The following is a 25,571-nucleotide window of genomic DNA, read 5'->3' as shown; positions in this document are numbered from 1 at the left end:
ATGACGACGCTGGCCCAGAAGAACCGCAAGGTCGGCCTGATGGCTGCTGCGCTGGTGGGCGCCATGATCGCGCTCGGTTTCGCCAGCGTGCCGCTCTACCGTATCTTCTGCCAGGTCACCGGCTTTGCCGGCACGACCAAGATGGCGGTCGGCACCGAAGCGCCGGGCGCCGTCGTCGGCAAGATCGTCCGTGTCCGCTTCGACGGCAATGTGACGCCGGGCATGCCCTGGAAGTTCGCGCCCGAGGAGCATGTGCAGCGCGTGGCCGTCGGCGCGCGTGACATGGCGTTCTACAACGCCACGAACATGAGCGACAAGCCGATCAAGGGCACCGCGACCTTCAACGTCACGCCTTCGCAGGCCGGGCAATATTTCACCAAGATCCAGTGCTTCTGCTTCACCGAGCAGGAACTGAAGCCCGGTGAGACGATGCGCATGCCCGTCATCTTCTACGTCGATCCGAAGATCCTGCAGGATCCGGACGCCAAGGATATCAACGAAATCACGCTCTCCTACACCTTCTTCCCGGTGGATTCCGCCGGCAACGGCGGTTAAGGGACGGGCAAAGGGAACCCCGAGGGACAAGAGAAATGGCCGGAGCCAAGACGCACGACTTTCATATCCTCCCGCCCAGCATCTGGCCGCTTGCCGGTTCGATGGCGGCGCTCATTCTGGCTTCCGGCGCGATCATGTGGATGCATGAGGCAGCCCATGGCGGGAAGGTGTTCCTGCTCGGCGCCGCGGCGCTGCTGTTCACCTTCTACTCCTGGTGGTCGGACGTGATTCGCGAGGCGCATGCCGGCGATCACACGCCCGTCGTGTCGCTGCACCTGCGTTACGGCATGATCCTGTTCATCGCATCCGAAGTGATGTTCTTCGTCGGCTGGTTCTGGGCCTGGTTCGATTTCTCGCTCTTCCCGGCCCCCGTCGAGGTGACCGAGGGCGCGGTGGCGCTCACCCAGGCGGCCGGCGTGTGGCCGCCCAAGGGCCTGGAAGTGATCGATCCTTTCCACCTGCCGCTCTTGAATACGCTGATCCTGCTCTGCTCGGGCACGACCGTGACCTGGGCGCACCACTCGCTGATCCATGGCGACCGCAAGGGCCTGATCACTGGCCTGTGGCTGACCGTGGTGCTCGGCCTGCTGTTCAGCGGCATCCAGGCCTATGAATATGCCCATGCCCCGTTCGCCTTCAAAGGCCTGAACTATGGCGCGGCCTTCTACATGGCGACCGGCTTCCACGGCTTCCACGTTTTGGTCGGCACGATCTTCCTGATCGTCTGCCTGGTCCGCGCCCATAAGGGCCACTTCACCCCGACCCAGCATTTCGGCTTCGAAGCGGCGGCCTGGTACTGGCATTTCGTCGACGTGGTGTGGCTGTTCCTCTTCGTCGTCGTCTATGTCTGGGGCGGCTGGGGCGCGCCGATCCACGGCTGATCCGGTCTTCGGAAGAGCATGATGAGCGCCGCTCCGGCCTGGGCCGGGGCGGCGCTTATGCTATGCGGGGAATGAGATGAAGACGCCGACTCCCATCGAAAGCGGCCTGAAAGGGCTTTGCCCGCGCTGCGGCGCCAAGACCTTGTTCAGCAGCATTGTCGGTTTCGCGCCGTCCTGCCGCGCGTGTGGGCTGTCCTTTGCGAGCTTTAATGTCGGCGACGGCCCCGCGGCTTTCCTGACATTGGGCATCGGTGCGCTGGTGACGGCGCTGGCGGTCGCGCTGGAACTGAGCACGCAGCCGCCTTTCTGGGTGCATCTGATCCTGTGGATACCGTTCACGGCGCTGGCGGTTATCGGATCGCTCAGGATCGCCAAGGGGATGCTGATCGCGCTCGAATATCGCAACGCCGCGCGCGAAGGCCGGATCGTGGAGAATGGCGAATGAAGCGACTGCCCTTCTGGCCGACCTTGCTGGTGCTGGCGGCCGTCGCCGTGATGGTCGGCCTCGGCATCTGGCAGTTGCAGCGCGCCCAGTGGAAGGAAGATCTGCTGGCCCGCTATGCCGCGGCGGAGAAATTGCCGCCGACCGCCTTTCCCGCGGTGCCGGTGCCCGATGAGAACCTCGTCTTCCGTCGCGCTTCCGGCAATTGCCTGGAGGTGGTGAAGTGGGACGCGCGGGCCGGGCGCAACCGCAAGGGCGAGGGGGGCTGGCGACATATCGCGTCCTGCCGCACCGGCGGGGCGGAAGGGCCGGGCATGGCTGTGGACTATGGCTGGTCGCGCACCTCCGACGCGCCCAAGGCGCCCGGCCTGAGCGGGCCGGTGACGGGCGTGATCGATTTCGACCGCGACCGTGTGTTCATCCTCGTTTCCGAAACCGCGGCGCCGGGTCTTGAGCCGAGCGAGAAGCCGTCGCCGGCCGAGGTGCCGAACAATCATCGCGCCTATGCGGTGCAATGGTTCCTGTTCGCGCTGGTGGCGCTGGTGATCTACGGGATTGCGGTCTGGCGGCGGAAGGGCTGAGCTTACCGAAATCCGAGCATATGATTGGGGCAGGCAGTGGATGCCGCCCGCCCCACTAGCTCAGCCCAGACGGCAGGCGCAGAACTTGTTGCCTTCAAGATCGCGGAAATAGGCCATGTAGAAACCCGGCGCCCGCTCGCCCGGCGCGCCTTCATCCGTGGCGCCCAACGCCAGCGCCTTGGCATGGAAGGCGTCGACGGCCTCGCGGCTCGGCATGTCGAAGGCGACCATCGTGCCGTTGCCGGGTGCTGCCTGCTCGCCATTGGCGGGGGTGAGGACGCCGAGCACGAGCCGGCCGTCCTTGGCGAACAGCGTGCCGCCACGCGGATGATCGAACAGCTTGGCGACGCCCTGCGTGCCGAGCAGTTCGGTGAAGAAGGGCAGCGATTTGCCGAAATCATTGGAGCCGACGGTGGCGTAGCTGATCATTGCACTCTCCGTGATTGTCGATATCGGGTTGGCGGCTGTCGCTATCCTACCAGTTCACGGCGGATATCGTAGCGCTCGATATAAGGGCGGAAGCGTTCGCCGATTGCGCCGGCGTCGAGCCCGAATTCCTCCAGCCCATAGCCGTGGTGGCCGAAGCGGTGTTGCGGGCGGGCGGCGACATGGGCCTGCATGGCGGCAAGCGCGGGCCCGTCCAATTCCTCGCCCAAGGCGGCGTAGATGCGGCGCATCGTCGCGATCGGATCGGCCGCGAGATCGGCATAATGCACGTCGATCAGCGGATGACCGGGATTGGCGTCGCGGAAGCGATCGACGCCGGCGATCGAGCGGGCGAGCATGTCCGTCCAGTGGGTGGCGATGTAGCGGCCATGATCAGCATCGGAGAAGGTGCCGCTGAGCGTGGTGATGAGGCTGCACACCGAAGCGCAGAGCACTGCCGGGTCGCGGTGCATGACGATCAAGCGAGCATCGGGATAGACGGCCGTGAGGGCATCGAGCCGCATCGCATGATGCGGGCTCTTCAGCGACCAGCGGCCGCGCACGCCGCCGCTTTGCAGCACCTGCAGCGCCTGGCGATGATATTCATAGGCCGAGCGATGATCGGTGCGATGGAGCCAGGCGCCGTAGCTCGGCACATTGGCCATCGCTTCCCAGGTCAGGCTTTTGAAATCCTGGTTCATCAGCGCGATGCACTCGGTCGGCCCGTCCGGTTCTTCATTCTGGACGATGCGGACGCGCGGATTGATCTGGTCGAGCATGGCGCCGGCGGCGCGGGCGGCCTCGATGCGGGGATCGCTGGCGATGTCCTCCGGCGTGGGCGGGGGGATGCTGTTGTCCACCTCCCAGCGCAGCAGCGGGCGATGCGCGGGATCACGTTCGAGCAGATAGGACAGCAAGGTCGTGCCGGCGCGGAACAGGCCGATCACGAAGACCGGCGCCTCGATCCGCTCCTCGCGCACCTCCGGGTGGTGCTTCACCCAGTCGGTGAGCCGGAGCCGGTTGATGAGCGCCGCATGGATCTGGGCGGGCACGGCCATCGCCCCGATCGGATTGAGCTGGGCTTCTTCCGACACCGCATCGCAATAGAGGACGAGGCCCTCGCGGAAGCTGTCGCTGCCGAAGTCGCGGAGGCCGGTCTGCTCGCACGCTGCGGCGAGCATGGCTTGCGGGTCGATGCGCATCGGGGGCTTCAGGCGCCGGGGATCAGTACGATGGTGCGGCCCATGGTCTTGCGGGCTTCGTGATCTTCCAGCGCGGTGGCGACCTCCTCCATCGCGATGCGGCGGCCGATCAGCGGCTTGATCTTGCCGGCCGCGATCAGATCGCAAAGCGCGACATGGACCTGCTGGCCGGTTTCGGGCGGGAAGGGGTTGAGCCCCATCCGGCGGATCATCGGGTTGGGCGGGGCATAAGAGAGCATCACGCCCAAAACCGAGAAATTGGCCATGGCGACCTTGCGCAAGGGACGGCCGGTGAAGCCGCCTTCGGCATCGCCGTTGAAGCCGATCGGCAGGTAGCGCCCCTCCCGCGCGACGCAGGACCAGAGCGCATCAGTGAGTTCGCCGCCGACGAGATCGAAGACCACGTCCGCGCCGCGGCCTTCGGTGATCGTCATGACGCGTTCGAACAGATCGTCGACCTGATGATCGATGAAATGGTTTGCGCCAAGATTCAGGCAGGCGCGGCCTTTCTCCGCCCCGCCGGCGAGCGCGATCACCTGACCGCCCGCTGTGGCCGCGAGCTGGATCGTGGCCGAGCCGACGCCGCTGGCCGCGCCGGTTACGAGCACGCTTTCTCCGGCCTGGAGTTTCGCGCGGACCTGGAGGCCGAGATAGCTGACATGGAAGGGCAGCAGGAATCCCGCGGCCTCGGCGTCGTCGAACTGCGGCGGCGCATCGAACACGGAAGCTGCGGGCGCGATGGCGAATTGGGCCATGCCGCCAAAGGCCATGCGCGTCATCGCCACCACGCGCCGGCCGATCCATTGTTCGGCGCCTTCGCCTGCGGCCTCGACAATGCCGCACACGTCCATGCCGAGCGTCAGCGGCGGCGGGAACATCATCGCCGCGACGCCTCCGCGCGAGCGGGCGATATCGCCGAAATTGAGCGATGCGGCGGAAACCGCGATGCGGACCTCGCCCGGCCCGACATGGGGCACGGCAATGTCCGTGATTTCGATCGCTTCGGTCGGCCGTCCATGCCGAAGCACCTGTACCGCCTTCATCCTGCTTCCCCTCCGAAGCTGCCGATGGGTCCGGGAACGGCGCGCAGGCTGCACCGGCACCGGAACGAAATCCATGGCTTGCCGGCTCTCCACGGCGCTTGCGACCAAGATGGCCGGATCGAACGCTTCGCGGGAAAAGTTGCCCCGGCGCGCAGGCATCGCTAAGCGCGGCCCACTATGCGTTACATCAGCACCCGCGGCGCCGCGCCCGCTCTCGACTTCGAGGATGTCACCCTGACCGGCCTGGCGGCCGATGGCGGGCTATATGTGCCGGAAAGCTGGCCGCACTTCTCGGCCGATGCGATCCGCAAGCTTGCCGGCCTGTCCTATGTGGATACCGCGATCGAGGTGATGACGCCCTTCGTGGGGGATTCGCTGAGCCGGGACGAACTGCGCTCGCTCTGCACGGCCGCTTATGGCCGGTTCGACCATGAGGCGGTGACGCCGCTCGTCCAGCTCGATCCGCGCAACTGGCTGCTGGAGCTGTTCCACGGCCCGACGCTGGCGTTCAAGGATGTGGCGCTGCAACTGCTGGGGCTGCTGTTCGAGCGGTTCCTTGCGAACCGCGACACGCATCTGACGGTGGTCGGTGCGACGTCTGGCGATACCGGATCGGCGGCGATCGACGCGCTGGCTGGCCGCGCCAAGGTCGACATCTTCATGCTGCATCCGCTGGGCCGCGTTTCCGACGTGCAGCGGCGGCAGATGACGACCGTGCTGGCGCCCAACGTCCACAATATCGCGATCGAAGGGAGCTTCGACGACGCGCAGGCGCTGGTGAAGGCGATGTTCGCGGATCGCGATTTCGCCGGCCGCTTCCGCCTGAGCGCGGTCAATTCGATCAACTGGGCGCGGCTGATGGCCCAGATCGTCTATTATTTCTACGCCGCCGTCCGCCTCGGCGCGCCCGAGCGCCCGGTCGCCTTTTCGGTGCCGACGGGCAATTTCGGCGACGTGTTTGCGGGCTATGCGGCGGCGAAGATGGGGCTGCCGGTCGCCAAGCTGATCGTCGCCACCAACGTCAACGACATCCTCCACCGCGCGCTTTCCGCCGGCGACTATTCGGTCGGCAGCGTGACGCCGACGGCGGCGCCGTCGATGGACATCCAGATCAGCTCCAATTTCGAGCGGCTGCTATTCGATCTCCACGGTCGCGACGGCAAGGCGCTGGCGGCGACGATGGCGGGGTTCGAGGCATCGAAGACGCTGGCGATCCCGACTGCGATGCAGGCGCAAGCAGCGGAGCTGTTCACCAGCGCCCGGATCGACCCGGATGGCATGGCGCTGGCGATGCGCCGTGCGGCGGACAAGAGCGGCCAGGTGATCGATCCGCACACGGCGATCGGCCTGGCGGCGGCGCATCGTGCGGATCTCGACCGCGACGTGCCGATCGTGACCTTGGCGACCGCGCACCCGGCGAAGTTCCGCGACGCGGTGGAGCGCGCGACCGGGCAGCGGCCGCATTTGCCGGCGCGGATCGGTGGCCTCTTCGAGCGCGAGGAGCGTTACGCCACCTTGCCCGCGACGCTGGAGGCGATCGAGACCTATGTCGCCGAGCGGGCGACCCCCGCGGCATGAGCGCCCGCCTCCATCGGCTGGCGAACGGGCTCACCGTCGCGGTCGAGCCGATGGGTGGGGTGGAGACGCTGGCGGTCGGCCTCTATGCCGATGTCGGCGCGCGGTCCGAGCCGGACGGGCTGGGCGGGCTCGCCCATATGGTCGAGCATATGGTGTTCAAGGGCGCCGGTAGCCGCGACGCCCGCGCCATCGCTGAGGATATCGAGGATGTCGGCGGATCGCTGAACGCCTGGACGGCGCGCGACCATACGGTGTTCCACGCGCGGTTGCTGGCGGACGATCTGGCGCTGGGGGTCGGCATGATCGCCGATCTGGTCCGCGTGCCGCATTTCGACGAGGGCGAGCTGGAGCGCGAGAAGGCCGTCGTGCTTTCCGAGTTGGGCGAAGCGCGCGATACGCCCGACGACATCGTCTTCGATCATCTCCAGAGCGCGGCCTTCCCCGGCCAGCCGCTCGGCGTGCCGGTGCTGGGCGACGAAGCGAGCATTGCCGCGATCGACACCGCGGCGCTGAAGCGTTGGGTGGCCGATCAATATCGGCCCGAAGGGCTGGTGCTCGCGGCGGCCGGCAAGGTGGACGAGGCGGCACTGTTGAAGCTTGCGGAGACGCATTTCGGCGACATGGCGACGGGTGCGCCCGCTGCGGCGACGCCGGCTGCCTTCGCCAGCGGGACCAAGCATGACCGGCGGCGTTTCGACCAGATCCACCTGGCGCTCGGCTGGGCGGGGCTCGGCTATCGCGACCCGGCGATCCATGCGCTGAGCCTGTTCACCAGCGCGGCCGGCGGCGGCATGTCCTCCCGCCTGTTCCAGGAACTGCGCGAGCAGCGCGGGCTGGCTTATTCCATCTATGCCTGGGCGCAGAGCTATGCCGAGACCGGCCTGTTCGGCGTCTATTGCGCGGCCGCGCGTGAGCAGGCGGCGGAAGCGCTGGCGCTCGTCGAAGAGGTGCTGGCGCGGACTGCCGAAGGGCTGACCGATGCCGAACTCGATCGCGCGCGGGTGCAGGCCAAAGCGGGGTTGCTGATGGGGCTGGAAGGGCCGGCGGCGCGCTGCGACCATCTTGCCCGCCAGATCCAGGTCCATGGCCGGATCGTGCCGGTGACGGAGACGGTGGCAGCCATCGACGCGGTGACACTGGCGGGTGCGCGCGACGCGGGGCAACGGGCGCTGTCTGGCGGGCGGGCGATTGCGACCGTAGGTGGCAGATTGGCAAAGGCGGCATGAGCGAACTCCTCACCCTCGTGACCGAACCCTGGGACGATTATGGCCTGGTCGATTCGGGCCATGGCCGGAAGCTCGAGCGCTATGGCCGCTTCAGCTTCATCCGGCCCGAGCCGCAGGCGATGTGGGCGCCGGCCGATCCCAACTGGAACGCCGATGGCGACTTCATCGCCGCGTCCGACGAGGATGGCGGCGGCAAATGGCATCTGAGCCGCGATGTGCCGCGCGGCGGCTGGCACCTGAAATGGGAAGAGGTGCGTTTCCTCGCCCAGAACACGCCCTTCCGCCACCTTGCCTTCTTCCCTGACATGGCGCCGCAATGGACGTGGATGCGCGATCGGATCGCGGAGGGCGACGAGGCGCTCAACCTGTTCGGCTATACCGGCGTCGGCACGCTGGCGCTGGCGGCCAAGGGCGCCAAGGTGACGCATGTCGATGCGTCGAAGAAATCGGTCGAGGCGGGCAAGGCCAATGCCTTCCTGTCGGACATGGCCGACCGGCCGATCCGCTGGATGGTCGACGATGCGGTGAAGTTCGCCGCGCGCGAGGTGCGGCGCGAGCGGCGCTATGACGGGATCATGCTCGATCCGCCAAAGTTCGGCCGCGGGCCGGATGGTGAGGTCTGGCGGCTGGAGGAGCATCTGCCGGGGCTGATCACCCACTGCGTCAACCTGCTCGACGAGAAATCCAAGTTCCTGGTGCTCACCGTCTATGCGGTGCGCATGTCGGCGCTGGCGATTGGGGAGTTGCTGAAGCAGGCCACTGCGCATCTCGGCGGCCGCGTGGAAGTGGGCGAAATGGCTGTGCGCGAGGAAGCGCGCGGGCTGTTGTTGCCGACGGCGATCTTCGCGCGGTGGGTGAACGATTAATCTCGTCACCCTGAACTTGTTTCAGGGTCCATGTGAGCGCTTGCTGCTGGTGGCGCGCATGGATGCTGAAACAAGTTCAGCATGACGCAGAAGAAGGGTTATTCGCGCGCGGCTCGCAACGCCGCACCAGCAGCGAAGGGCGTCAGCGCTACCAGCAGGAGCGACGCGGCGGCGAGCAATTTCAGTCCACCATTATCTTCCGCGCCCAGCGCACCCGCGCCGAAGATCAGGATCGGCACGGCGAGCGGCAGCATGACGAGGCCGGCGAGCGCGCCGGCGCTCCTGAGGCCGAGTGTCAGCGCGCTGGTCATCAAAGCGAGCGCGGCGAGGCCCGGCGTGCCGATGGCGAGGCCGAGTTCGAGCTTGAGCAAGGTCGCGCCATTGAGGCGGAGGAGCGCCGAGGCCGGCAGCGCCGCGATCATCAGCGGTGGGCCGAAGCTCAGCCAATGGGCGAGGAGCTTGGCGGTGGCGACGGCTTCCTCGCTGATGCCGCGCAGCGCGAACTGATCGAGTATGCCGGCTTCGGCATCGGGGGCGAGCAGGCGATCGACCGGAAGCAGGGCGGCGAGCAGCGCCGCCATCCACAGCGCGCCACCGCCCGTCGCGGCCAGCAGTTGCGCGTCCGGGCCGATCGCGAAGGGAAAGAGCGTCGCGACCAGCAGGAAGAAGATGAGCGGCAGCGCTCCGCCGCCGCCCGCAAGGGCGCGGGTGAGATCGCGCCAGAGGATGCGGGCGAGCGCGTTCATGGCCGAAGCTCGATTGCTTGCACGTCGGCCAGGCCGAGCGGCTGGTGGCTGGCGGCGAGGATGATGCCGCCGGCGGCGCGGTGCGCGGCCATGGTGGCAGCCAGCCGATCGAGCGAGGCGGTGTCGAGGCCGTTGCCGGGCTCATCGAGCAGCCAGATGTCCGCGCCGCTGGCGATCAGGCGGGCGAGGCCGGCGCGCTTGGCCTGGCCGGTGGAGAGCATTCGCACCGGCACCTCGGCGATGGCGGAAAGCCCGACGGTATCGAGCGCCGCATCCACATCGCCGCGATGCCCGTCAATGCCGGCCCAGAAGGCGAGCGCCTGGCCCAGCGGCTTGCCCGGATCGAGCGCGTGGCGTTCGTCGGCCAGAGCGAGATTGCCTTCGCGACGGATCTGGCCGGCGGCGGGCGTAAGCAGCCCGGCCGCCAAGCGCAGCAGGCTCGATTTGCCGGTGCCGTTGGGGCCGGTGACGAGTGCCGCCTCGCCCGCGGCGAGCGCGAAGCTCATGCCTTCAAACAGCAGGCGGTGGCCGCGCAGGCAGGCGACATCATCGAACGCCACCGCTGGCGGCCCCCCGGCGCCGCTCATCCGACGGCATCCTCCAGCGCGTGCATATCTTCGTCCGACAGGCCGAAATGATGGCCGACCTCGTGAACGACGACATGGGTGACGAGCGCTTCCAGGCTGACGCCGGTATCGGCCCATTCGTCCAGCAGAGGCCGGCGATAGAGGGTGATGCGATCGGGCATCGCGGCCACGTCGCTGATCGATTTCTGGCCGATCGGGGTGCCGTGGTAGAGGCCGGTCAGTTCGAAGGCGTCCTCGAACCCCATCGATGCGAGCGTCTCGTCATCGGCGAAATCCTCAACGAACAGCGCCACATTGCCCATATGATCGCGGAATGCCTGGGGAATGCGCGCCAGTGCCGCGCGGGCGAGCGCCTCGATCTGATCGGCGGATGGGGCGAAAGTTTCGGCCATGGAAGTGGCATAAGGCCGAAAATCCCGTCCGCCAATCGTCACCCTGAACTTGTTTCAGGGTCCACCGTGACGCAAAGACGATCGGCGCAAGTGGATGAGTGGATGCTGAAACAAGTTCAGCATGACGCCTGTAGGAGTGGACAATGATCGAAGCCCTGAGCGAAGCTGAGCGCGCCGATGCGCTGGAGGCTCTGGACGAGTGGGATCATGACGAGGGCCGCGACGCGATCACGCGCACGATCACCTTCGCCGATTTTTCCGAAGCCTTCGCCTTCATGACGCGGGTGGCGCTGCTCGCCGAGAAGATGGACCATCATCCCGAATGGTCGAACGTCTGGAACCGGGTCGAGATATTGCTGACCACGCACGATGCCGGTGGGCTTTCGACCCGCGACATCGTACTGGCCGAAGCGATCGACGCGATGGTAGGGTAAGAACTTCTTAACCATAAGAGCCGATTAGTCCTTCCATGACAGGGAAGGACCGCCTGTGACCGCGCCTTATATGCGAGGGGTCGGATCGATCCGCACCGACAAGGAAACGGTGCGGGCGGCGATCGGCCGTGCGGCGGAGCGCACCGGCGCGGACTTCACCTATCTGCTCAACCAGGCCAAGAGCGAGAGCGGCCTCAACCCCTACGCCAAGGCAAGCACCTCTTCGGCGGGCGGGCTTTACCAGTTCATCGACCAGAGCTGGCTCGGCGTGCTGAAGCAGCACGGGACCGAGCATGGCTATGGCTGGGCCGCGGATTCGATTCAGTGGCGCGGCGGGCGCTGGCAGGTCGATCCGTCGGCGCGACAGGCGGTCTTCGGCTTGCGCAACGATGCAGATGCCTCGGCGCTGATGGCGGGCGAATTCGCGAAAGACAATGAAGCCGGGCTGGAAGCGGCGCTGGGCCGCAAGCCGACATCGGGCGATCTTTATTTCGCGCATTTCCTGGGCCTTGCCGGTGCCAAGAAGTTCCTGAAGGCCGCGCAGTCGAGCCCCGACGCGGCGGCCGCATCGGTCTTCCCGCGGGAAGCCGCGGTCAACCGGTCGATCTTCTACACGCGATCGGGCGAGGCGCGCAGCCTGGCGCAGGTCTATGCGCTGATGGCGAAGAAGGTAAATGGCCCGAGCGAGATTGCACCCACCGGCACACGGATGGATGCGCCGTTGCAGATGGCGGCCCTCGATACCTCGGTCGCGATGACGGGGACGCCACTGTCGGCGACGCCGCCCTCCGACGTGCGGCTGGTCGACCTGCCGGCTTCGACCGCGAAGCAGGCTCCGTCGCGCGAGACGACATCCGACACGATGATGGCGCTCGCCGACCGCGCCGGCGCGGTCAATGTGCTGCGGCCCAATCCGCAGTTCGCGACGCTCGCTTATCTGCTGGTGGCATCGCCCTTCGACACCGATACCGATCGCGACAACGAGCGGGCGATCTAAACCGCCTTCTGTCATGCTGAACTTGTTTCAGCATCCATGTGGGCGCCTACTACGGCGATCGATGCCCGACTTCGATTTTGGCGACCGGCGCGGGCGGCGCACATGGACCCTGAAACAAGTTCAGGGTGACAGCCAAATCAATGCCCCGCTTGCGCCAGCTCGGTCTCTGGCTGCGGGCCGTCGAAAAATGGGCGGTCCTCCTCCGGTTCGGGCGCGGGCAGATCCGAGCCGCCCGCCGTCCAGGCGAGCGTGACCGACATGCGGCGGTTGCGCGGATCGTAGAGGTTCGACGGGATATAGGGCTCGCGCGAGGCGACGCCTTCGATGCGGGCGAAGCGATCGTTCGCGATCCCCGAATCGCCGAGCGCCTGGCGCGTCGCTTCCGCCCGCGCGGTAGAGAGCGTCCAGTTGTTGACGCTGCGGCCCGCGGCATAAGGCAGCGCATCGGTATGGCCGCGGACGATCACCTCATTCGGCACGCCTTCGATGACATGCGCCACTTCACCCACCAGCTTGCGGGCATCGGGCAGCAGCGCATTGGTGCCGAGCGAGAACATCGCGAAATCGGCCTCGTCGACCAGATCGATGCGCAGCCCCTCGCGGGTTTCGACCATGCGGATATTCTTGCGCAGCTTGGCGAGCCGCGGATCGCTTTTCATCCGCGCTTCGAGCTGCTTCTTTAGCGCCTGGAAGCGCGCACGATCACGCGAACGGATCGCGGCCGCGCCTTCCTTGGCGCCGCCGGTCGCATCCTTCGGGATCGTCATGCTGCGCGTGCCGGTCTGCGTCGCGGCGTGCGGATAATTGTCCTTGGAGACGATGGAATCGCCGCCGAACGGGCCGTTGGAACCCGCACTCTTCTGCCGCATCTCGACCAAGGTGGGCGAGAAATAGTCGGCGATGCCCTTGCGCTGCTTCTCGGTCGTGGCACCCAGAATCCAGAGCAACAGGAAGAAGGCCATCATCGCGGTCACGAAATCGGCATAAGCGACCTTCCATGCACCGCCATGATGACCGCCATGGCCGCCATCGACGATCTTCTTGACGATGATGACGGGCCGCGGTTCGGGCTCGTTCTTGCCGCGCTTGGGGGCTGCGCTCGCCATGGATCAGCGCCCGCGCATGCCATCGAACACGTCGGCGAAGGCCGGCTGGTTCGAATGGCTGATGCTGGACCGCGCGGCTTCGATCACCAGCGGCAGCGGATGGCCGTGGAGCGAGGCGATGATGATCTGCTTGACGACATGATAGATGGCGGCGTCGCTTTCGATCACCTGGCGGCAGCGGCCGGCGAAGGGACCGACGATGCCATAGGCGAGAAGCACGCCGAGGAAGGTGCCGACGAGCGCTGAACCGATCATGCCGCCGAGGATCGACGGCGGCTTGTCGATCGAGCCCATCGTCTTCACGACGCCGAGCACGGCGGCGACGATGCCGAGCGCGGGGAGCGCGTCGGCAAGGTTCTGCAGCATGTCGGCCGGGCGGATCTCGTCATGATGATGCGTCTTCAGTGCATTATCCATCACCTCCTCCACCGCGTGCGGATCGAGCGTGCCCGACGACACGACCACGAGGCGCAGGGTATCGGTGATGAGGTGGACGAGCGTGTCGTCCTTCAGGAGCTTGGGATATTCCTGGAAGATCGTCGAGGACTTGGCATCCTCGATATGCGGTTCCAGCGCGACGGGGCCGTCGGTGCGGAGCATCTTCATCAGCTTCGAAACCAGGAAGATGACGTCCAGGAAATCCTTCTTGTTGTATTTCGGGCCCTTGAACACCTTGCCCAGCCCGCCGCCGAGCTGCTTCAATTCCTTCATCGAATTGCCGGCGATCACGGCGCCGATCGCGGCGCCGCCGATGATGAGCATTTCGTGGGGAATGGCGTGGAGGACCGGTTCCAGATCACCGCCGGTCATGGCGAATCCGCCGAACACCATCACCAGGAGGACGACCAGACCGATTGCCGCGAACATGCATACCCCCACGAAGCCGAAGAAGAACACAGGAGACGGCGGTGAATCCTGGTCCTTTCAATGAGGGTTAACGGCGCGATTTTCGAAGGCTTTATGCTTAAATTCGCGTTAGCCAGAAAATAGTCGCGCAGGCTGTCTTCACGGTCAGCCGAGCAGATCGAACAGCGTCTGCTTGTTGATCCGCGTGAACACCGCCTGCGCAGCGTCCAGCGACAATTGCTTGGCCTGGAGCTTGGCGACGGTTTCAGGGATGTCGGTGCCGACCAGCTTGCCGGCCTCCTCGGAATTGAGGAGAGCCGAACTGGCAAAGCGTTCGCGGGCCGTGTCGAGACGGGCCGCGCGGACGCCCTGATCGCCGCGGACGATGGCGGTATTGTCGACCGCGAGGACGACTTCATCGAGCGAGGCGGCGCTTGCCAGCTCGCGCTCGGCCTTGTCGGTCAGCTCGATCGCGTCGGCGGCGTCGTTGATGAGCTGCGCCAGATCCTTGGGGCCGGCGGCCGTCTGGATATTGGTGAAGAGGCCATCGCTCGACACGGAGGGCGATACGAACACGCCATTGCCGATCGGCACGGCCAGCGAAGGGCCGGCCGGGAACAGCAATTGCCCACGCGAATCCTTGGTCTGCGACAGATCAGCAATCTCCGCCGCCATGGCGCGTAGTTCGACCGCGAAGGCCTTGCGATCATTGTCGTTATAGGTGCCGGTCGTGGCCAGGGTCATCAGTTCGCGAACGCGATCCATCGTGGTGGTGACGCCATCAAGGGTCGAATCCGCGCGCGTGGCGAGGGCCGAGGCGACATCGATATTCTTCGTCCACACATCCTCGTTCGCCTGAGCGCGACGGATGTCGGCGTAGCGGGCCGTGGCGGCGGGATCGTCCGACGCGCGCTGAATGCGGGTCTCGTTCGAAATATCCGACTGGGCGCGGGCGATCTGCGCGGCCAGCTTCTGCTGGCGGGAGATTTCGGCCGAAAGGTGATAGCGGGTGCTGTTGATCATGGCCGGACGCCTCAGAACAGATCGAGGATGGACTGCATGGTCTCGCGCGCGACCTGAATGATCCGCGCCGAACCGTTATAGGCTTGCTGGAACCGGATCAGTTCGGCCGCTTCGCGATCGAGATCGATGCCGGTGATTTCATCGCGCGAGGAAAGCGCGGAGTCGCGGCGCGTGCCGGTGACATCGGCCTCGGTCCGCGCCGATGCGGTCAACTGCGCATGACCTGCGATCAGCGCCGCCATCCGGTCTTCCGCTCCACCGGCGCGCAAGCCTTGCAGCGCGAGAAGATTGCCGTTGGCGGTGACGGTGGTGCCATCGGTGCTGGCGGCAGGAACCGCATCGGGATCGGTGACGGCGAGGGTTAGCGAGGATGCGCCGGCGGCGCCGATCGTCATCAGCGGCTGGCCGGGATTGCCGGCGGTGTCGATGCCGCCCGCCGACCAGGTGTTGATCGTCGTCGCGAAATCCGCGGCGATGGCGTCGAGGCTGGCGCGGCGATCGGCGACGGTGGCCGCGACATCGATCAGCCCGCCGATCTTGCCGCCGGGTAATGCCACCGTCTGGGTGCCGCCATCGACCGAGGCGAACAAGGTCAACTGGCCGTTCGCAGCCTGCGCGACGGCGATCGGATTGGAGATCGGCCCTTCGACCAGCGAGGACAATTTGTTGCGGGCAAGTTTCAACGTGACTGTGCCGTTCTGGCCGAAGCTCGCGTCCACATCGAGATGCTGGGAAACCTCGTCGACCAGCTTGTCGCGCTGATCGAGCAGGCTGGCATGCGATGCGGTGCCGGGATCGGAACGCAGCAAGGCTATATTGAGCTTGGCAAGCGCGTCGATGGTGCCGTTGACGGTGTCGACGCTCGCCTGCGCATCCTTGGAGATACCGTCGGCGGTGCGGGCGAGCCCCTGTGCGGTGGTGCGGAACGCGGCGGCGGTTTCGTCGAGCGCGTTCAGGAAGGCGCGGCGCGGCATCTGATTGCCGGGATCGGCAGCCAGCGTATCGGCGGCATTATAGAACGCCGTGATCCGCGCGCCGACACCATAATCGCTGTCGTCGAGCGCGTTCTCGGCCGTCTCCAGCCATTTGGCACGCACCTCCGCCCGGCCGGATTCGGCGCTGGCGGCGTGAACCTCCTGATCGCGGAACTGATCATAAGCGCGCGTGATCGAGGTGATCTGCGTGCCGGAGAAGACCGTGCCCGGACGATAGGTGGCATGCATCGGCAGCGATGCGACCTGCTCGCGTTGGGTCGTCCCACGGCGGGCGAAGCCGGGCGTTTCCGAATTGGCGACATTGTCGCTGATCGCGGAAAGGGCCGTCTTATAGGCCGAGATGCCCGAGGCGCCGATGCTGAGGAGATCGCTCATTTGTCAGTCTTTACGACGCTGGCCGTCAAACCTTTAGAAAGTGTTGCCGGGGCCAGCGGATCGTCGGTCTTGCCGACCTGGGGCACGAACTGCTTCATCAGCATTTCGGCGATGCCGAGCGCGCCCTTTTCCGCCATGGAATCGGCCGTGCGGGCGTCGCTCATGTCGCGGAACTGATCGCTGGCGGAGGATCCGAGTATGTCCTCGCCGAGGCTTGCCGATCGCATCGACGAGATCATCTGGCGAAGGAAGACCGCCTCGAACTGCTGCGCAGCCTTCTTGAGACCCGCCTGATCCGCCTGCTTGGGCGCAAGGCTAATGGCGTTTGAAAGGGCGATGGGCGTCGTCATAGCACGATCAGCTCCGCTTTCATGGCGCCTGCCTGCTTCAGCGCCTCGAGGATGGCGACGAGGTCGGCCGGCGAGGCGCCGATCGCGTTCACCGTCTTGACGATGTCGGCCAGGCTGGCGCCGGGGCGGAAATCGAACATCGGCTTGCGCTCCTCCTCGACGGCGATGGTGCTCGCCGGTTCGAGGGCGGTCTGGCCGCGTGAGAACGGCGCTGGCTGGATGATCGCAGGATCTTCATCGACGCGGACCACGAGCTTGCCGTGGCTGACGGCCGCCGGCGCGATCCGCACCGCGCCGTTGATGACGACGGTGCCGGTGCGCGCGTTGACGATGACGCGCGCGGGCGCATCCGCCGGGTCGACGGGCAGATTTTCGATCTGACCCATCAATGCGGTGCGCGCCTCGGCACCCGCCAAAGCGCTGATTTCGATCGTGACGGCATCGGTGGCGCGCGCGCGACCGGGCCCGACCGCAATATTGATGGCGTTGGCGACGCGGCCGGCGGTGGTGAGATCGGCCTCGGCGAGGTTGAAGATCAGATAGGGGCTGCTGGCGAAGCCGGCATCGACTGCGCGTTCCACCGTTGCCCCACCCGGAATCCGGCCCGAGGTGGGGATGTTGACGGTGAGCTTGGAGCCGTCGGCCGCATCGATGCCGAGGCCGCCGACCGCGAGATTGCCCTGTGCCATCGCGTAGATCTGGCCATCGGCGCCCGAAAGCGGTGCCATCAGCAGCGTGCCGCCGCGCAGCGACTTGGCCTTGCCGAGCGCCGAGACGGTGATGTCGAGCCGCTGGCCGGGCTTGGCGAAGGCGGGCAGCTCCGCCGTGATCATCACCGCGGCCGCATTCTTGAGCTGCGGGTTCACGCCCGCCGGAAGATTGAGGCCGAAGCGTGAAGCCACGCCCTTCATCGCCTGCGTCGCATATTCCAGGCTGTCGTCGCCGGTGCCCGCCAGGCCGACGACGATGCCGTAGCCGGTAAGCTGGTTGGGACGGACGCCCTGGAAGGTGCCGAGATCCTTGATCCGCTCGGCATGCGCCGGGGCGACGGAAAGAACCAGCGCGGCGAGCGCGGCGAAGATGAAACGGATCATGAGATCAGGCATCCTCAAAAGGGGCTGATGATCGAGAAGAAGGAATTCAGCCAACCCGGACGGCTGGCGCGTGCGACATCGCCCTTGCCCGAATAGCTGATGCGGGCATCGGCAACGCGAGTGGAAAGCACGCGATTGTCGGTGCTGATGTCGGCGGCGCGGACCATGCCGGAGATGCGGATCATCTCGTCACCGCGGTTGAGCGTCAGCAGCTTTTCGCCGCGCACCAGATAGGTGCCGTTGGGATAGACCGCGGCGATCGTCACGCTGATCTCACCCGAAAGCTGGTTCGACTGGGTGGACTGGCCCTTGCCGTCGAAGCCCTGAGCGCCGCTTGAAGCGATGTCGGTGGGTTCGAAGAGCGACAGCGGGCCAGTGGTCGGCGGAGTGATGCTGATATTGCCCGAACGCTGGGTGTTGCCGGCCGCGCTCTTGCTGGCCTGGGTGCGTTCGACGAGCAGGATCGTCAGCACGTCGCCGACCATCGAGGCACGGGCGCCGCTGGTCAGCGGAGCATAGCCGTTCACGGCCTGAAAGATCGCGCCATTGGCCGGCGCCGGCATCGGCGCGGGCGCCACCGATGGCGTATAATCGGGCTTCGGCTGCTTGGACCCGAACAGCCCGGCCGAGGCCGGCGCCGCGGCGAGGCCGATCGTTGCGATCATGCCGAGGAGAATGGAGGCGCGCATCGGCTTAGAGCTGCTGGTTGACATATTGCAGCATCTCGTCGGTCGCCGAGATCATCTTCGAATTGACCTCATAAGCGCGCTGCGTCTCGATCATGTCGACCAGTTCCTCGACGACATTGACGTTCGACGATTCGAGCGAGCCCTGGCGGATCGCACCGCGGCCATCGAGACCGGCGGTGCCGACCTGCGGCTGGCCGGACGCCGGCGTTTCGGCCATCAGATTGTTGCCCAGCGATTCGAGACCCTGGGGATTGGTAAAGCGCGCCGTTTCGATGCGGCCGAGTTCCTGCAGTTCGGACTGGCCGGGGAGCTGCGCGGAAACGGTGCCGTCGGTGCCGATGGTGATCGACTGGGCGCCTTCCGGAACCTGGATCTGCGGCACCAGCGGCATGCCATCATCGGTGACGATCGTGCCGTCGGCGGAAAGCTTGAAATCGCCGGCGCGGGTGTAGGCCGTGCGGCCGTCGGGCGTCTGCACCTGAAAGAAGCCGGCGCCTTCGATCGCCAGATCAAGCGCGCCGCCGGTGGTGTTGAGCGTGCCTTGCGTGTCGATCTTGGCGGTGCCCTTCACCTGCACGCCCGAACCGAGCGAGGTGCCGGTCGCATATTTATTGTCGGCCGAAGACGGCGCGCCGGGCGCGGTCATCGACTGATAAGCGAGCGTCTCGAAGCTGGCGCGGTCGCGCTTGAAGCCGGTGGTGTTCACGTTCGCGAGGTTGTTCGCGATCACGCGCATCCGGAGATTCTGGGCGTCCAGCCCGGTGCGGGCGACGTGGAGAGCGGCGTTGGTCATCGGATCCTATCCTTGGTCCAGGGCTCAATCGGGCAGGCGCATCAGATCCGCCGCCGAACTGTCCATGTCCTTGGCGGTGGTGACGAGCTTGATGTTCATTTCCCAGGAGCGGCTGGCGTCGATCATGTCGACCAGCGCTTGGGTGGCGTTGACGTTGGAACCTTCGAGGCTGCCGGCCTTGAGCCGCGCCTGCGGATCGGAGGGCAATGAACCGCCGTCACGGACGCGAAACAGGCCGTCGAGGCCCTTTACGATCTGCGAGCCGACGGGGCTGACCAGCTTCAGCCGATCGAGTTGCTGCATCGGTTGGATCGGGTCCGCGCCCTGCGGCCGATACCAGATGACGCCCTGGTCATCGATCTTGACCTCGTCGGCCGGCGGCATCGTGATCGGGCCGGTATCGCCGAGCACGGGCGCACCATCGCCAGTGGTGAGGAGGCCACTCGCCGCGATCGTCAGATCGCCGCGGCGAGTATAGGCTTCCTCGCCCTCTTCGGATTGGACGCCGAGCAGGGCATCGCCGTCGAGCGCGACATCGAGGCTGCGCCCCGTCTGGGTGATGGCGCCAGCGCGCATGTCCGCCGCCGTCACTTCCTCTGAAGAGGGAGCGCGGCTCTCGAAACCCTCGCCCTTGAGCCACAACGGGCGGACCGACGCCATTTCAGCGCGGAAGCCCGTGGTGTTGGCGTTGGCGAGGTTGTTCGCCGTCGTCGCCTGGCGCGCCATCGCGCCACGCATCGCCGAAAGCGAACTGTAGATCAGACGGTCCATGGCGCTATGCCCCTAGTCCCCGGTCTTAGTTGCGCAGGTTGATGATCGCCTGGGTCATCGTGTTCGCGGTCTCGATGGCCTTGGCGTTCGCCTGGAAGTTGCGCTGCGCGGAGATGAGCGCGACGAGTTCCTCGGTGATGTCGACGTTCGAGCGTTCGAGCGCGCCCGACTGGATCGTGCCGAAGCCGTCCGCCGATGCGGTGCCAACGATCGGATCGCCCGAATCGCCCGTTACCGTCCACTTCGCGTCGCCGATCTGGCGCAGGCCCGACGGGTTGGCGAAGTTGGCGAGGATCAGCTTGCCGAGCGGCTGCGTTTCGCCGTTCGAGAAGCTGGCGGTAACCAGACCGTCGGGCGCCACGGTCACGCCATCGAGCTGGCCGGCGGCAAAGCCGTCCTGACTGACCGACGAGATGGTGAAGGGCGCCGAAGCCTGCTTGGTGGAGAGGCCGAAATCGATGCTCATCGACAGGGGCGCGATGGCGCCGACCGGCTGCGCATCGGCATAGAGCACCGGATTGAGCGGCGTCTGGATCTGGCCGGCATCATTGAAGGTCAGCGTGAGCGGCGTCGGCGGGGTGGGGTTCGCCGGATCGGAGCTGATTTCCTGATCGCCGATGAACAGGCGCGCTTCCCACTGGCTGGTGGGATCGGCCGAGGTCGGCAACTTGGTGCGGGTAAAATAGAGCGTCGCCGGCAGCGCGTTGCCGACCGCGTCGTAAACGGTGGTCGCGGTCGACTGGTTGTAGCTGTTGGCGTCGAAGCGGCTGAACTCATAGGGCGTGTCAACGGTATACATCGGACGCGAAGAGGGCACGTCCGCGCTTACCGGCAGCGTCACTGCCATCTTGAGCAGGCTGGTCGCCTTGGGCTGGCCCGAGGTCAGCGGCAGCTGGAGATTGCGGGTGGCGTCGAGGCTGGTCGCGGTGACCGAGCCGCGGCTGTCGACCGGGAGCACCTGCAGGAAGGCGCCCGACGAGTCAGTCACGAACCGTTCCTTGTCGACCGAGAAGGTGCCGTTGCGGGTGAAGGCGACCTGGCCGCCGGTGATGCCCGAACGCGTGACGAAGAAGCCCTGACCCGACAGCGCAAGATCGAGCGCGCGATCCGAGGTTTCAAAGCCGCCCTGCGTGAACTGCTGGGTGATAGCGCGCAGGCGCGTGCCCTGGCCGGCGATCGACGAGGACTGGAGCGGCGCGGCCGAGATGATGTCGCCGAATTCGGTCTTGCTCTTCTTGAAGCCCGTGCTGCCGACGTTGGCGACGTTGTTCGAGACGACCGAAAGATCGGTCTGCGCTGCCTTGAGGCCGGAAAGCGAGGTGTAGAAGGACATTGCGGGTCTCCGTGTCGAATTTCTTGAAAAGGGTCAGCGGCGGGTCAGGCGATGCGCATCGCCTCTTCGGGCTTGACGATGCCGAGTGGAGTGATGAGTTGGGCGGCGCCGCCGGCGGCGGGCGACTGGACGCCGTTGATCATCGTCCAGCTGGAAATGGTCGGCTGCATCGCGCCGCTCGCGCCATAGGCACTGATCATCACCTTGAGCGGACCCGTGGCGAGCGGCTTGCCGTCGGCATCCTGGGCGTCCCAGGTGTAGCCGACCGTGCCCTTGGCCTCGTCACCGAGATTGGCCGAGTGGACGACGGCACCCGACGCATCGACCAGATCGATCTGGACGTTGGTCGCGTCCTCGGGAAGTTCGGCCTCGAAGGCGTAGCTGCCGTCGGCGAGCGGCGTCGCGGTGGACGAACCCACCAACGCGGCCTTGCCGATCCAGGTGGCGACATTGCCGATCCGCGCCGAGGCGAGGTCGGTCGCCATCGACTTCAGGCTCGAATTGATCTCGGCAATGCCCGAGACCTGCGAGAATTGCGCCATCTGCGCGACCATCTGCGTGTTGTCGACGGGATCGAAGGGATCCTGCGTCTTCAACTGCGTGGTCATCAGCGTCAGGAACGAGTTCTGGTCGAGCGTGCCGTTCGGCGCCGCCTTTGTGGTGCTACCCAGCGTCTCGAGATAGCCTTGTCCGGTGATAGACGTCATTTGCCGAGCCTCAATGTATCGAGAGTGAGGGTCTTGGCGGTCTGCAAGACCTGGACATTGTTCTGATAGGCGCGCGCCGTCTCCAGCATCTCGACCATCTCGGCCGCGCTATCGACATTGGCTTCCCACACATCGCCATTGGCATCCGCGAGCGGATGATCCGGCGAATGCTTCTTCACCGCCTCGTTCTGGGAGGTGAGGATCGAGCTCACCTTGACGGTGGCGACGCCGGCGCGATCGGTGACCGGCATGAACACCGGCTTCAGCGCCTTGAACGCGCTTTCCTTGGTGCCCGACACCGAGCCGGCGTTCGCAAGGTTCGACGCGGTCGTGTTGAGGCGCACCATCTGCGCGGACATCGCGCGGCCGGCGATGTCGAAAACGGAGAGCGGGTTCGCCATGGTCATTCGCCCTTAAGCGCCGTCATCAACGTATTGATGCGGCCGTTGAGGAAGGAGAGCGTGGTGCGATACTGCACGGCGTTCTCGGCGAAGATCGTCTGTTCGGTGGAAAGCTCGACGGTGTTGCCGTCCTGCGTGGGCTGCAGCGGCACGCGATAGCCCGTGGCGGTGCCGGCGGCGGCATCGGTGGCGGTGCCAGCCTGGGCCATGTCCAGCGCCTTGGTGAAATCCAGGTCGCGCGCCTTGTAGCCGGGCGTGGAGGCGTTCGCGATGTTGGAGGCGAGCATGGCGAGCCGCTGGCTACGCAAGGCCAGCGCGTCTCCATGCACCCCAAAAATCGTATCGGACGTCACCATGACGAACTTTTCCTCTAAAAGTATCGGAGAAGCGGCCGTTCCTTCAGGTGTCGGACAGCGCCTTTCCGGGCGTGCCGGTATCAGCAAGGGGCGTGCCAGTCCGGGAAAAGCCCGGAAATCTGCGGGTCTTTGCTGCAAGCGTGGGGGCGACCGGCAAGCTTTTGCCGGGGGCGGCAATTTTTTGCCGCTCGACCGGCAATGCGTTCGCGCGGGCCGGATCGGGCGGGCGGGACCGGATCAATGGCTTTGCTCGACCAGATTGGCCGCTTCTTCGATCCGATATCGATCCTGATCGTTTTTGGCGGCGCGCTGGCCATCGCGGTAGCGCGGTCGGCCGCGGGCGATGTCGCCCGCGCCTTTGCCGCATTGGGGCCGATGGTCCGCAACGATCCCGACGCCGATGCCGCCGCGGCGACGCGCGCCGCCAATGCGATCGAGGCGGTGGCCCAGGTCAAGGGAATCGCCTGCGCCGATCGGGTGCAGACCGCGGGCCGCTTCCTGCGGCGCGCGGCCTTCCAGCTTTCCAACGCCAGTTCGCCCGAAAGCTTCGCTTTGTGGGCGCGCACCGAGATCGAGGAGCGCCGTCGCCGTCATGCCGGCGCGATCGGTTTCTGGAACGCGGTGGCCGATGCCGCGCCGGCCATGGGCATGATCGGCACGATCACCGGCCTGGTCGGCATGTTCGCGCAGATGGACGATCCCGCGCGGATCGGCCCGCCGATGGCGATCGCCTTGCTCACCACGCTTTACGGCATCGCGCTTTCCAGCGTCATTGCCGGGCCGATCGCGGCGCGGCTGGAGCGCCTGTCCGAAGTCGAGCTCGCCTGGCAGCGCCGCGTGCTCGACCGCTTCGAAATGCTGGCGCGCGCCGAGTTCACCGAGGTGCGGCCGATCCTGCGGGTGGCGATATGAGGACGGCCCGCACGCCGCGCTGGGCCGTCAGCTTTGCCGATCTGTGCCTGCTGCTGCTCGGTTTCTTCATCCTGATCCAGGCGCAGGGCGGGCGGCCGGAGCGGCTGGCTGCGGGTCTGCGCGCCGCCTTTGGCGAGAATGAAGGCGAACAGCGGCGCGACAATGCGTTCCGCGCGGCCGGCCTGTTCCAGTCGGGCGAGGCCGTGTTGACGCCGGCGGCGGCCGCGACGCTGCGCAAGATCGGCGCCCGTGCGCGGGCGGAAAATGCCGCCGTGATCGTGATCAGCGAAGGGAGCGATGCCGGCGCGCATCGTTTCGACCGGTGGGAACTGGCGGCGGCACGCACCGCCGCGATCGGCCGCGCCATCCGCGAAGGCGGGGTGGACGAGGCTCGCATCGATATTTCGATCCCCTCGGTCAGCGGTGCGAATGCCGGAAAAGGCCAGGAAATCACGGTTAGATTGGTGGCTGCGCGATAATTGGCGCGCTTCTTGCTTTTATCCTGTCGAATAACAGGATTTGATCGATGCGACCCAGTTACATTCTCATTTCCGGGCTTTTTGCGGCCTCGACCTGTCCCGCACTTGCACAGGTGGGGCAGTTGCAGAACCTCGATGCGCTCGAACGCCGGCTGGTGATTGCGCTCGGCGCCGATATTGGCGAGCCCGGCGGCCCGATCGCGCCGATCGACCGGCGGATGAAGCTTTCGGCCTGTCCCGGCGCGGTGGCCATCGAGCCGCCGGTTGCCGGCGCCGCGGTGCTGCGCTGTGCCGAAATCGGCTGGCGCATCCGCGTGCCCGTGGCTGCCGGCGGCGCCGTCCAGCAGGCGGCAGCGCATATCGCGGCGCCCGTCCGCACGGTGCGCGCCGAGCCGGTGATCCGCCGCGGCGATCCCGTCGAGATCCGCGCGACCCAGGCGGGTTTTTCGATTTCGAACCAGGTAATCGCGGAGCAGGATGGCGCCCCGGGCGACCGGATTCGCGTGCGTTCGGACCCGAAAAGCCGGCCGATTACCGTCGAAGTTGTCGATTCTGGCGTGGTTCGCGTACCGGGTATTTAAAGAAATCTGAAACCTGCCGTTAAAAGCAGATAGTAGATGAAGGTTATGAGCACCCGAAGGATGGAAAGATGATCAACAGCATCGGACCGAAGACCACGGGAAGGGTTGATTCCAGTCGCGCTGGGGGGATTCAGCGCGGCACGGCGGGCGAACAGGTCGCTGCGGTTCCGGGTGTCACCGGGGCCGAGGAGGCGCCTGCGCCGGCGAATCCGGCCAAGGATCTCGCCGCTGGTGGGGCGCCGATCGATTTCGCGCGCGTGCAGGAAGTGCGCGCCGCCATCGCCAACGGTGCCTATGCGCTGGAGGTGAAGGCGATCGCCGCCAAGATGATCGCGCTCGATCTGCCGCCGCGCGGATGAGCATCGCCCTTGTCGATCGCTTAACGGAATCCGGGCGCGCGTTGGTTCGCGCGCTCGATTCACATGATGTGGACGCCATCGAAGCGATGTCCGCTGCCTTCAACGACGCTACCATCGCCGTGCGGAACGCCGGCGGCTGGCATGCCACCCCGGACCTCAAGGCGCGCGTTGCCGAGGCGATGGCGCAGACCGAAGCGGCGCGGCTGCGCTGCGCTTATTATGGCGATGCCGCGCGCCGCCGGCTGGAAGGGCTAGCTGGACTGGGTGCCAATGTGACCCCCGCCATTGCTTATGGGCGCCAAGGCAAGATCTGATTGCCTGCCGCCGCGGGCGGCCTTTCCCATGATCGCCCAAAAATAATGCCGGCTTCTGCCGGCATTATTTTTGTCTTTCGCCGCGCAAAAGTTGGCACGACCCTTGCTTCTTTATGCCCGAATATTCGTGG

Annotated in this window: 33 protein-coding genes; 14 read left to right on the top strand and 19 right to left on the bottom strand. The window is 66.1% G+C overall.

Features of this window, described 5'->3' with window-relative positions:
• From ACFB49_RS17535 to ACFB49_RS17520, 4 genes are all read left to right on the top strand, one after another.
• Positions 1-555: a cytochrome c oxidase assembly protein gene (locus ACFB49_RS17535; RefSeq protein ID WP_380872579.1), complete on the top strand. Its 555-nt coding sequence runs from the start codon at positions 1-3 to the stop codon at positions 553-555.
• A gap of 35 nt (positions 556-590) precedes the next feature.
• On the top strand, positions 591-1,436 hold the full coding sequence (locus ACFB49_RS17530) for a cytochrome c oxidase subunit 3 (RefSeq protein ID WP_380872578.1): 846 nt from the start codon (positions 591-593) through the stop codon (positions 1,434-1,436).
• 76 nt (positions 1,437-1,512) lie between these two features.
• A complete protein-coding gene (locus tag ACFB49_RS17525) occupies positions 1,513-1,881 on the top strand; it encodes a DUF983 domain-containing protein (protein WP_380872577.1) in 369 nt (122 codons plus the stop codon).
• On the top strand, positions 1,878-2,459 hold the full coding sequence (locus ACFB49_RS17520) for an SURF1 family protein (protein WP_380872576.1): 582 nt from the start codon (positions 1,878-1,880) through the stop codon (positions 2,457-2,459). The genes ACFB49_RS17525 and ACFB49_RS17520 overlap by 4 nt, the downstream gene beginning before the upstream one ends.
• A gap of 60 nt (positions 2,460-2,519) precedes the next feature.
• Here the strand turns inward: ACFB49_RS17520 and ACFB49_RS17515 are convergent, their stop codons facing one another.
• Genes ACFB49_RS17515 through ACFB49_RS17505 form a run of 3 tightly spaced genes read right to left on the bottom strand, consistent with a single transcriptional unit; the run spans position 2,520 to position 5,130 of the window.
• Positions 2,520-2,888: a VOC family protein gene (locus tag ACFB49_RS17515; RefSeq protein ID WP_380872574.1), complete on the bottom strand. Its 369-nt coding sequence runs from the start codon at positions 2,886-2,888 to the stop codon at positions 2,520-2,522.
• Between the two features lie 41 nt (positions 2,889-2,929).
• Complete coding sequence (locus ACFB49_RS17510) at positions 2,930-4,087, bottom strand: sulfotransferase family protein (RefSeq protein ID WP_380872573.1); 1,158 nt, start codon at positions 4,085-4,087, stop codon at positions 2,930-2,932.
• A gap of 8 nt (positions 4,088-4,095) precedes the next feature.
• Positions 4,096-5,130 (bottom strand): zinc-binding alcohol dehydrogenase family protein, encoded by a 1,035-nt coding sequence (locus ACFB49_RS17505; RefSeq protein WP_380872572.1) that lies wholly within the window; start codon positions 5,128-5,130, stop codon positions 4,096-4,098.
• Between the two features lie 177 nt (positions 5,131-5,307).
• Here ACFB49_RS17505 and thrC point away from each other — a divergent pair, with 177 nt between their 5' ends.
• From thrC to ACFB49_RS17490, 3 genes are read left to right on the top strand one after another with little or no spacing between them, the layout of a single operon-like run.
• Positions 5,308-6,708 (top strand): threonine synthase, encoded by a 1,401-nt coding sequence (gene thrC / locus ACFB49_RS17500; protein ID WP_380872571.1) that lies wholly within the window; start codon positions 5,308-5,310, stop codon positions 6,706-6,708.
• Positions 6,705-7,934, top strand: coding sequence for a M16 family metallopeptidase (locus ACFB49_RS17495; RefSeq protein WP_380872570.1), 1,230 nt, complete (start codon positions 6,705-6,707; stop codon positions 7,932-7,934). Before thrC ends, ACFB49_RS17495 begins: the two co-directional genes overlap by 4 nt.
• A complete protein-coding gene (locus ACFB49_RS17490) occupies positions 7,931-8,800 on the top strand; it encodes a class I SAM-dependent methyltransferase (RefSeq protein WP_380872569.1) in 870 nt (289 codons plus the stop codon). The genes ACFB49_RS17495 and ACFB49_RS17490 overlap by 4 nt, the downstream gene beginning before the upstream one ends.
• A 98-nt stretch (positions 8,801-8,898) precedes the next feature.
• On the opposite strand, the gene ACFB49_RS17485 is transcribed toward ACFB49_RS17490, so the two are convergent.
• From ACFB49_RS17485 to ACFB49_RS17475, 3 genes are read right to left on the bottom strand one after another with little or no spacing between them, the layout of a single operon-like run.
• Entirely contained in the window at positions 8,899-9,546 is a 648-nt protein-coding gene (locus tag ACFB49_RS17485; protein WP_380872568.1) for a heme exporter protein CcmB, read from the bottom strand.
• Positions 9,543-10,133 carry a heme ABC exporter ATP-binding protein CcmA gene (gene ccmA, locus ACFB49_RS17480; protein ID WP_380872567.1) on the bottom strand — a complete coding sequence of 197 codons (591 nt, stop codon included), beginning with the start codon at positions 10,131-10,133 and terminating at the stop codon, positions 9,543-9,545. Before ccmA ends, ACFB49_RS17485 begins: the two co-directional genes overlap by 4 nt.
• Positions 10,130-10,525 carry a metallopeptidase family protein gene (locus ACFB49_RS17475; RefSeq protein WP_380872566.1) on the bottom strand — a complete coding sequence of 132 codons (396 nt, stop codon included), beginning with the start codon at positions 10,523-10,525 and terminating at the stop codon, positions 10,130-10,132. The genes ccmA and ACFB49_RS17475 overlap by 4 nt, the downstream gene beginning before the upstream one ends.
• 143 nt (positions 10,526-10,668) lie before the next feature.
• Between ACFB49_RS17475 and ACFB49_RS17470 the strand changes: the two genes are divergently transcribed.
• A complete protein-coding gene (locus ACFB49_RS17470) occupies positions 10,669-10,959 on the top strand; it encodes a 4a-hydroxytetrahydrobiopterin dehydratase (protein WP_380872565.1) in 291 nt (96 codons plus the stop codon).
• Between the two features lie 55 nt (positions 10,960-11,014).
• Positions 11,015-11,956 carry a hypothetical protein gene (locus ACFB49_RS17465; RefSeq protein ID WP_380872564.1) on the top strand — a complete coding sequence of 314 codons (942 nt, stop codon included), beginning with the start codon at positions 11,015-11,017 and terminating at the stop codon, positions 11,954-11,956.
• A gap of 137 nt (positions 11,957-12,093) precedes the next feature.
• On the opposite strand, the gene ACFB49_RS17460 is transcribed toward ACFB49_RS17465, so the two are convergent.
• The 13 genes from ACFB49_RS17460 to flgB form a co-directional block, all read right to left on the bottom strand.
• Positions 12,094-13,062 carry a flagellar motor protein MotB gene (locus ACFB49_RS17460; RefSeq protein WP_380872563.1) on the bottom strand — a complete coding sequence of 323 codons (969 nt, stop codon included), beginning with the start codon at positions 13,060-13,062 and terminating at the stop codon, positions 12,094-12,096.
• A gap of 3 nt (positions 13,063-13,065) precedes the next feature.
• Positions 13,066-13,929: a flagellar motor stator protein MotA gene (gene motA / locus ACFB49_RS17455; RefSeq protein WP_380872562.1), complete on the bottom strand. Its 864-nt coding sequence runs from the start codon at positions 13,927-13,929 to the stop codon at positions 13,066-13,068.
• A gap of 144 nt (positions 13,930-14,073) precedes the next feature.
• Complete coding sequence (locus ACFB49_RS17450) at positions 14,074-14,931, bottom strand: flagellin (protein WP_380872561.1); 858 nt, start codon at positions 14,929-14,931, stop codon at positions 14,074-14,076.
• Positions 14,932-14,942: 11 nt separating this feature from the next.
• Positions 14,943-16,301 (bottom strand): flagellar hook-associated protein FlgK, encoded by a 1,359-nt coding sequence (gene flgK / locus ACFB49_RS17445; protein WP_380872560.1) that lies wholly within the window; start codon positions 16,299-16,301, stop codon positions 14,943-14,945.
• Positions 16,298-16,651, bottom strand: coding sequence for a rod-binding protein (locus tag ACFB49_RS17440; protein ID WP_380872559.1), 354 nt, complete (start codon positions 16,649-16,651; stop codon positions 16,298-16,300). Before ACFB49_RS17440 ends, flgK begins: the two co-directional genes overlap by 4 nt.
• On the bottom strand, positions 16,648-17,757 hold the full coding sequence (locus ACFB49_RS17435) for a flagellar basal body P-ring protein FlgI (RefSeq protein ID WP_380872558.1): 1,110 nt from the start codon (positions 17,755-17,757) through the stop codon (positions 16,648-16,650). The genes ACFB49_RS17440 and ACFB49_RS17435 overlap by 4 nt, the downstream gene beginning before the upstream one ends.
• Positions 17,758-17,759: 2 nt before the next feature.
• On the bottom strand, positions 17,760-18,434 hold the full coding sequence (locus tag ACFB49_RS17430) for a flagellar basal body L-ring protein FlgH (protein ID WP_380872557.1): 675 nt from the start codon (positions 18,432-18,434) through the stop codon (positions 17,760-17,762).
• 4 nt (positions 18,435-18,438) lie between these two features.
• Entirely contained in the window at positions 18,439-19,227 is a 789-nt protein-coding gene (gene flgG, locus ACFB49_RS17425; protein ID WP_380872556.1) for a flagellar basal-body rod protein FlgG, read from the bottom strand.
• A 24-nt stretch (positions 19,228-19,251) separates the two neighbouring features.
• Complete coding sequence (gene flgF / locus ACFB49_RS17420; protein ID WP_380872554.1) at positions 19,252-19,998, bottom strand: flagellar basal-body rod protein FlgF; 747 nt, start codon at positions 19,996-19,998, stop codon at positions 19,252-19,254.
• A 25-nt stretch (positions 19,999-20,023) separates the two neighbouring features.
• Positions 20,024-21,331 carry a flagellar hook protein FlgE gene (locus ACFB49_RS17415; RefSeq protein ID WP_380872552.1) on the bottom strand — a complete coding sequence of 436 codons (1,308 nt, stop codon included), beginning with the start codon at positions 21,329-21,331 and terminating at the stop codon, positions 20,024-20,026.
• Positions 21,332-21,375: 44 nt separating this feature from the next.
• Positions 21,376-22,038: a flagellar hook assembly protein FlgD gene (locus tag ACFB49_RS17410; protein WP_380872550.1), complete on the bottom strand. Its 663-nt coding sequence runs from the start codon at positions 22,036-22,038 to the stop codon at positions 21,376-21,378.
• Positions 22,035-22,439: a flagellar basal body rod protein FlgC gene (gene flgC, locus ACFB49_RS17405; protein WP_380872549.1), complete on the bottom strand. Its 405-nt coding sequence runs from the start codon at positions 22,437-22,439 to the stop codon at positions 22,035-22,037. The genes ACFB49_RS17410 and flgC overlap by 4 nt, the downstream gene beginning before the upstream one ends.
• Before the next feature lie 2 nt (positions 22,440-22,441).
• Positions 22,442-22,795, bottom strand: a complete 354-nt coding sequence (gene flgB, locus ACFB49_RS17400; RefSeq protein WP_380872548.1) for a flagellar basal body rod protein FlgB — start codon at positions 22,793-22,795, stop codon at positions 22,442-22,444.
• A gap of 240 nt (positions 22,796-23,035) precedes the next feature.
• On the opposite strand from flgB, the gene ACFB49_RS17395 reads away from it, so the two are divergent.
• The 5 genes from ACFB49_RS17395 to ACFB49_RS17375 all read left to right on the top strand — a co-directional run bounded on the left by ACFB49_RS17395 (position 23,036) and on the right by ACFB49_RS17375 (position 25,440).
• Entirely contained in the window at positions 23,036-23,707 is a 672-nt protein-coding gene (locus tag ACFB49_RS17395) for a MotA/TolQ/ExbB proton channel family protein (protein ID WP_380872547.1), read from the top strand.
• On the top strand, positions 23,704-24,186 hold the full coding sequence (locus tag ACFB49_RS17390) for an OmpA family protein (protein WP_380872546.1): 483 nt from the start codon (positions 23,704-23,706) through the stop codon (positions 24,184-24,186). Before ACFB49_RS17395 ends, ACFB49_RS17390 begins: the two co-directional genes overlap by 4 nt.
• Positions 24,187-24,233: 47 nt before the next feature.
• Complete coding sequence (locus tag ACFB49_RS17385; RefSeq protein WP_380872545.1) at positions 24,234-24,767, top strand: flagella basal body P-ring formation protein FlgA; 534 nt, start codon at positions 24,234-24,236, stop codon at positions 24,765-24,767.
• A 68-nt stretch (positions 24,768-24,835) separates the two neighbouring features.
• Entirely contained in the window at positions 24,836-25,126 is a 291-nt protein-coding gene (locus ACFB49_RS17380; protein WP_380872544.1) for a flagellar biosynthesis anti-sigma factor FlgM, read from the top strand.
• 68 nt (positions 25,127-25,194) lie between these two features.
• Positions 25,195-25,440: a hypothetical protein gene (locus ACFB49_RS17375; RefSeq protein WP_380872543.1), complete on the top strand. Its 246-nt coding sequence runs from the start codon at positions 25,195-25,197 to the stop codon at positions 25,438-25,440.
• The last annotated feature ends 131 nt before the right edge of the window (positions 25,441-25,571 follow it).

The sequence above is a fragment of the Sphingomonas sp. DBB INV C78 genome (assembly GCF_042693015.1).
Lineage (GTDB): Bacteria > Pseudomonadota > Alphaproteobacteria > Sphingomonadales > Sphingomonadaceae > Sphingomonas_E.
Note: the sequence above shows the minus strand (reverse complement) of the source record. Positions and strands in the feature narration are given on the sequence as shown.

Bases quoted from the DNA above. Each gene is read 5' to 3' on its own strand.
- ACFB49_RS17535 (WP_380872579.1), top strand. From the start codon at position 1: ATGACGACGCTGGCCCAGAAGAACCGCAAGGTCGGCCTGATGGCTGCT.
- ACFB49_RS17530 (WP_380872578.1), top strand. From the start codon at position 591: ATGGCCGGAGCCAAGACGCACGACTTTCATATCCTCCCGCCCAGCATC.
- ACFB49_RS17525 (WP_380872577.1), top strand. From the start codon at position 1,513: ATGAAGACGCCGACTCCCATCGAAAGCGGCCTGAAAGGGCTTTGCCCG.
- ACFB49_RS17520 (WP_380872576.1), top strand. From the start codon at position 1,878: ATGAAGCGACTGCCCTTCTGGCCGACCTTGCTGGTGCTGGCGGCCGTC.
- ACFB49_RS17515 (WP_380872574.1), bottom strand. From the start codon at position 2,888: ATGATCAGCTACGCCACCGTCGGCTCCAATGATTTCGGCAAATCGCTG.
- ACFB49_RS17510 (WP_380872573.1), bottom strand. From the start codon at position 4,087: ATGCGCATCGACCCGCAAGCCATGCTCGCCGCAGCGTGCGAGCAGACC.
- ACFB49_RS17505 (WP_380872572.1), bottom strand. From the start codon at position 5,130: ATGAAGGCGGTACAGGTGCTTCGGCATGGACGGCCGACCGAAGCGATC.
- thrC (WP_380872571.1), top strand. From the start codon at position 5,308: ATGCGTTACATCAGCACCCGCGGCGCCGCGCCCGCTCTCGACTTCGAG.
- ACFB49_RS17495 (WP_380872570.1), top strand. From the start codon at position 6,705: ATGAGCGCCCGCCTCCATCGGCTGGCGAACGGGCTCACCGTCGCGGTC.
- ACFB49_RS17490 (WP_380872569.1), top strand. From the start codon at position 7,931: ATGAGCGAACTCCTCACCCTCGTGACCGAACCCTGGGACGATTATGGC.
- ACFB49_RS17485 (WP_380872568.1), bottom strand. From the start codon at position 9,546: ATGAACGCGCTCGCCCGCATCCTCTGGCGCGATCTCACCCGCGCCCTT.
- ccmA (WP_380872567.1), bottom strand. From the start codon at position 10,133: ATGAGCGGCGCCGGGGGGCCGCCAGCGGTGGCGTTCGATGATGTCGCC.
- ACFB49_RS17475 (WP_380872566.1), bottom strand. From the start codon at position 10,525: ATGGCCGAAACTTTCGCCCCATCCGCCGATCAGATCGAGGCGCTCGCC.
- ACFB49_RS17470 (WP_380872565.1), top strand. From the start codon at position 10,669: ATGATCGAAGCCCTGAGCGAAGCTGAGCGCGCCGATGCGCTGGAGGCT.
- ACFB49_RS17460 (WP_380872563.1), bottom strand. From the start codon at position 13,062: ATGGCGAGCGCAGCCCCCAAGCGCGGCAAGAACGAGCCCGAACCGCGG.
- motA (WP_380872562.1), bottom strand. From the start codon at position 13,929: ATGTTCGCGGCAATCGGTCTGGTCGTCCTCCTGGTGATGGTGTTCGGC.
- ACFB49_RS17450 (WP_380872561.1), bottom strand. From the start codon at position 14,931: ATGATCAACAGCACCCGCTATCACCTTTCGGCCGAAATCTCCCGCCAG.
- flgK (WP_380872560.1), bottom strand. From the start codon at position 16,301: ATGAGCGATCTCCTCAGCATCGGCGCCTCGGGCATCTCGGCCTATAAG.
- ACFB49_RS17440 (WP_380872559.1), bottom strand. From the start codon at position 16,651: ATGACGACGCCCATCGCCCTTTCAAACGCCATTAGCCTTGCGCCCAAG.
- ACFB49_RS17435 (WP_380872558.1), bottom strand. From the start codon at position 17,757: ATGCCTGATCTCATGATCCGTTTCATCTTCGCCGCGCTCGCCGCGCTG.
- ACFB49_RS17430 (WP_380872557.1), bottom strand. From the start codon at position 18,434: ATGCGCGCCTCCATTCTCCTCGGCATGATCGCAACGATCGGCCTCGCC.
- flgG (WP_380872556.1), bottom strand. From the start codon at position 19,227: ATGACCAACGCCGCTCTCCACGTCGCCCGCACCGGGCTGGACGCCCAG.
- flgF (WP_380872554.1), bottom strand. From the start codon at position 19,998: ATGGACCGTCTGATCTACAGTTCGCTTTCGGCGATGCGTGGCGCGATG.
- ACFB49_RS17415 (WP_380872552.1), bottom strand. From the start codon at position 21,331: ATGTCCTTCTACACCTCGCTTTCCGGCCTCAAGGCAGCGCAGACCGAT.
- ACFB49_RS17410 (WP_380872550.1), bottom strand. From the start codon at position 22,038: ATGACGTCTATCACCGGACAAGGCTATCTCGAGACGCTGGGTAGCACC.
- flgC (WP_380872549.1), bottom strand. From the start codon at position 22,439: ATGGCGAACCCGCTCTCCGTTTTCGACATCGCCGGCCGCGCGATGTCC.
- flgB (WP_380872548.1), bottom strand. From the start codon at position 22,795: ATGGTGACGTCCGATACGATTTTTGGGGTGCATGGAGACGCGCTGGCC.
- ACFB49_RS17395 (WP_380872547.1), top strand. From the start codon at position 23,036: ATGGCTTTGCTCGACCAGATTGGCCGCTTCTTCGATCCGATATCGATC.
- ACFB49_RS17390 (WP_380872546.1), top strand. From the start codon at position 23,704: ATGAGGACGGCCCGCACGCCGCGCTGGGCCGTCAGCTTTGCCGATCTG.
- ACFB49_RS17385 (WP_380872545.1), top strand. From the start codon at position 24,234: ATGCGACCCAGTTACATTCTCATTTCCGGGCTTTTTGCGGCCTCGACC.
- ACFB49_RS17380 (WP_380872544.1), top strand. From the start codon at position 24,836: ATGATCAACAGCATCGGACCGAAGACCACGGGAAGGGTTGATTCCAGT.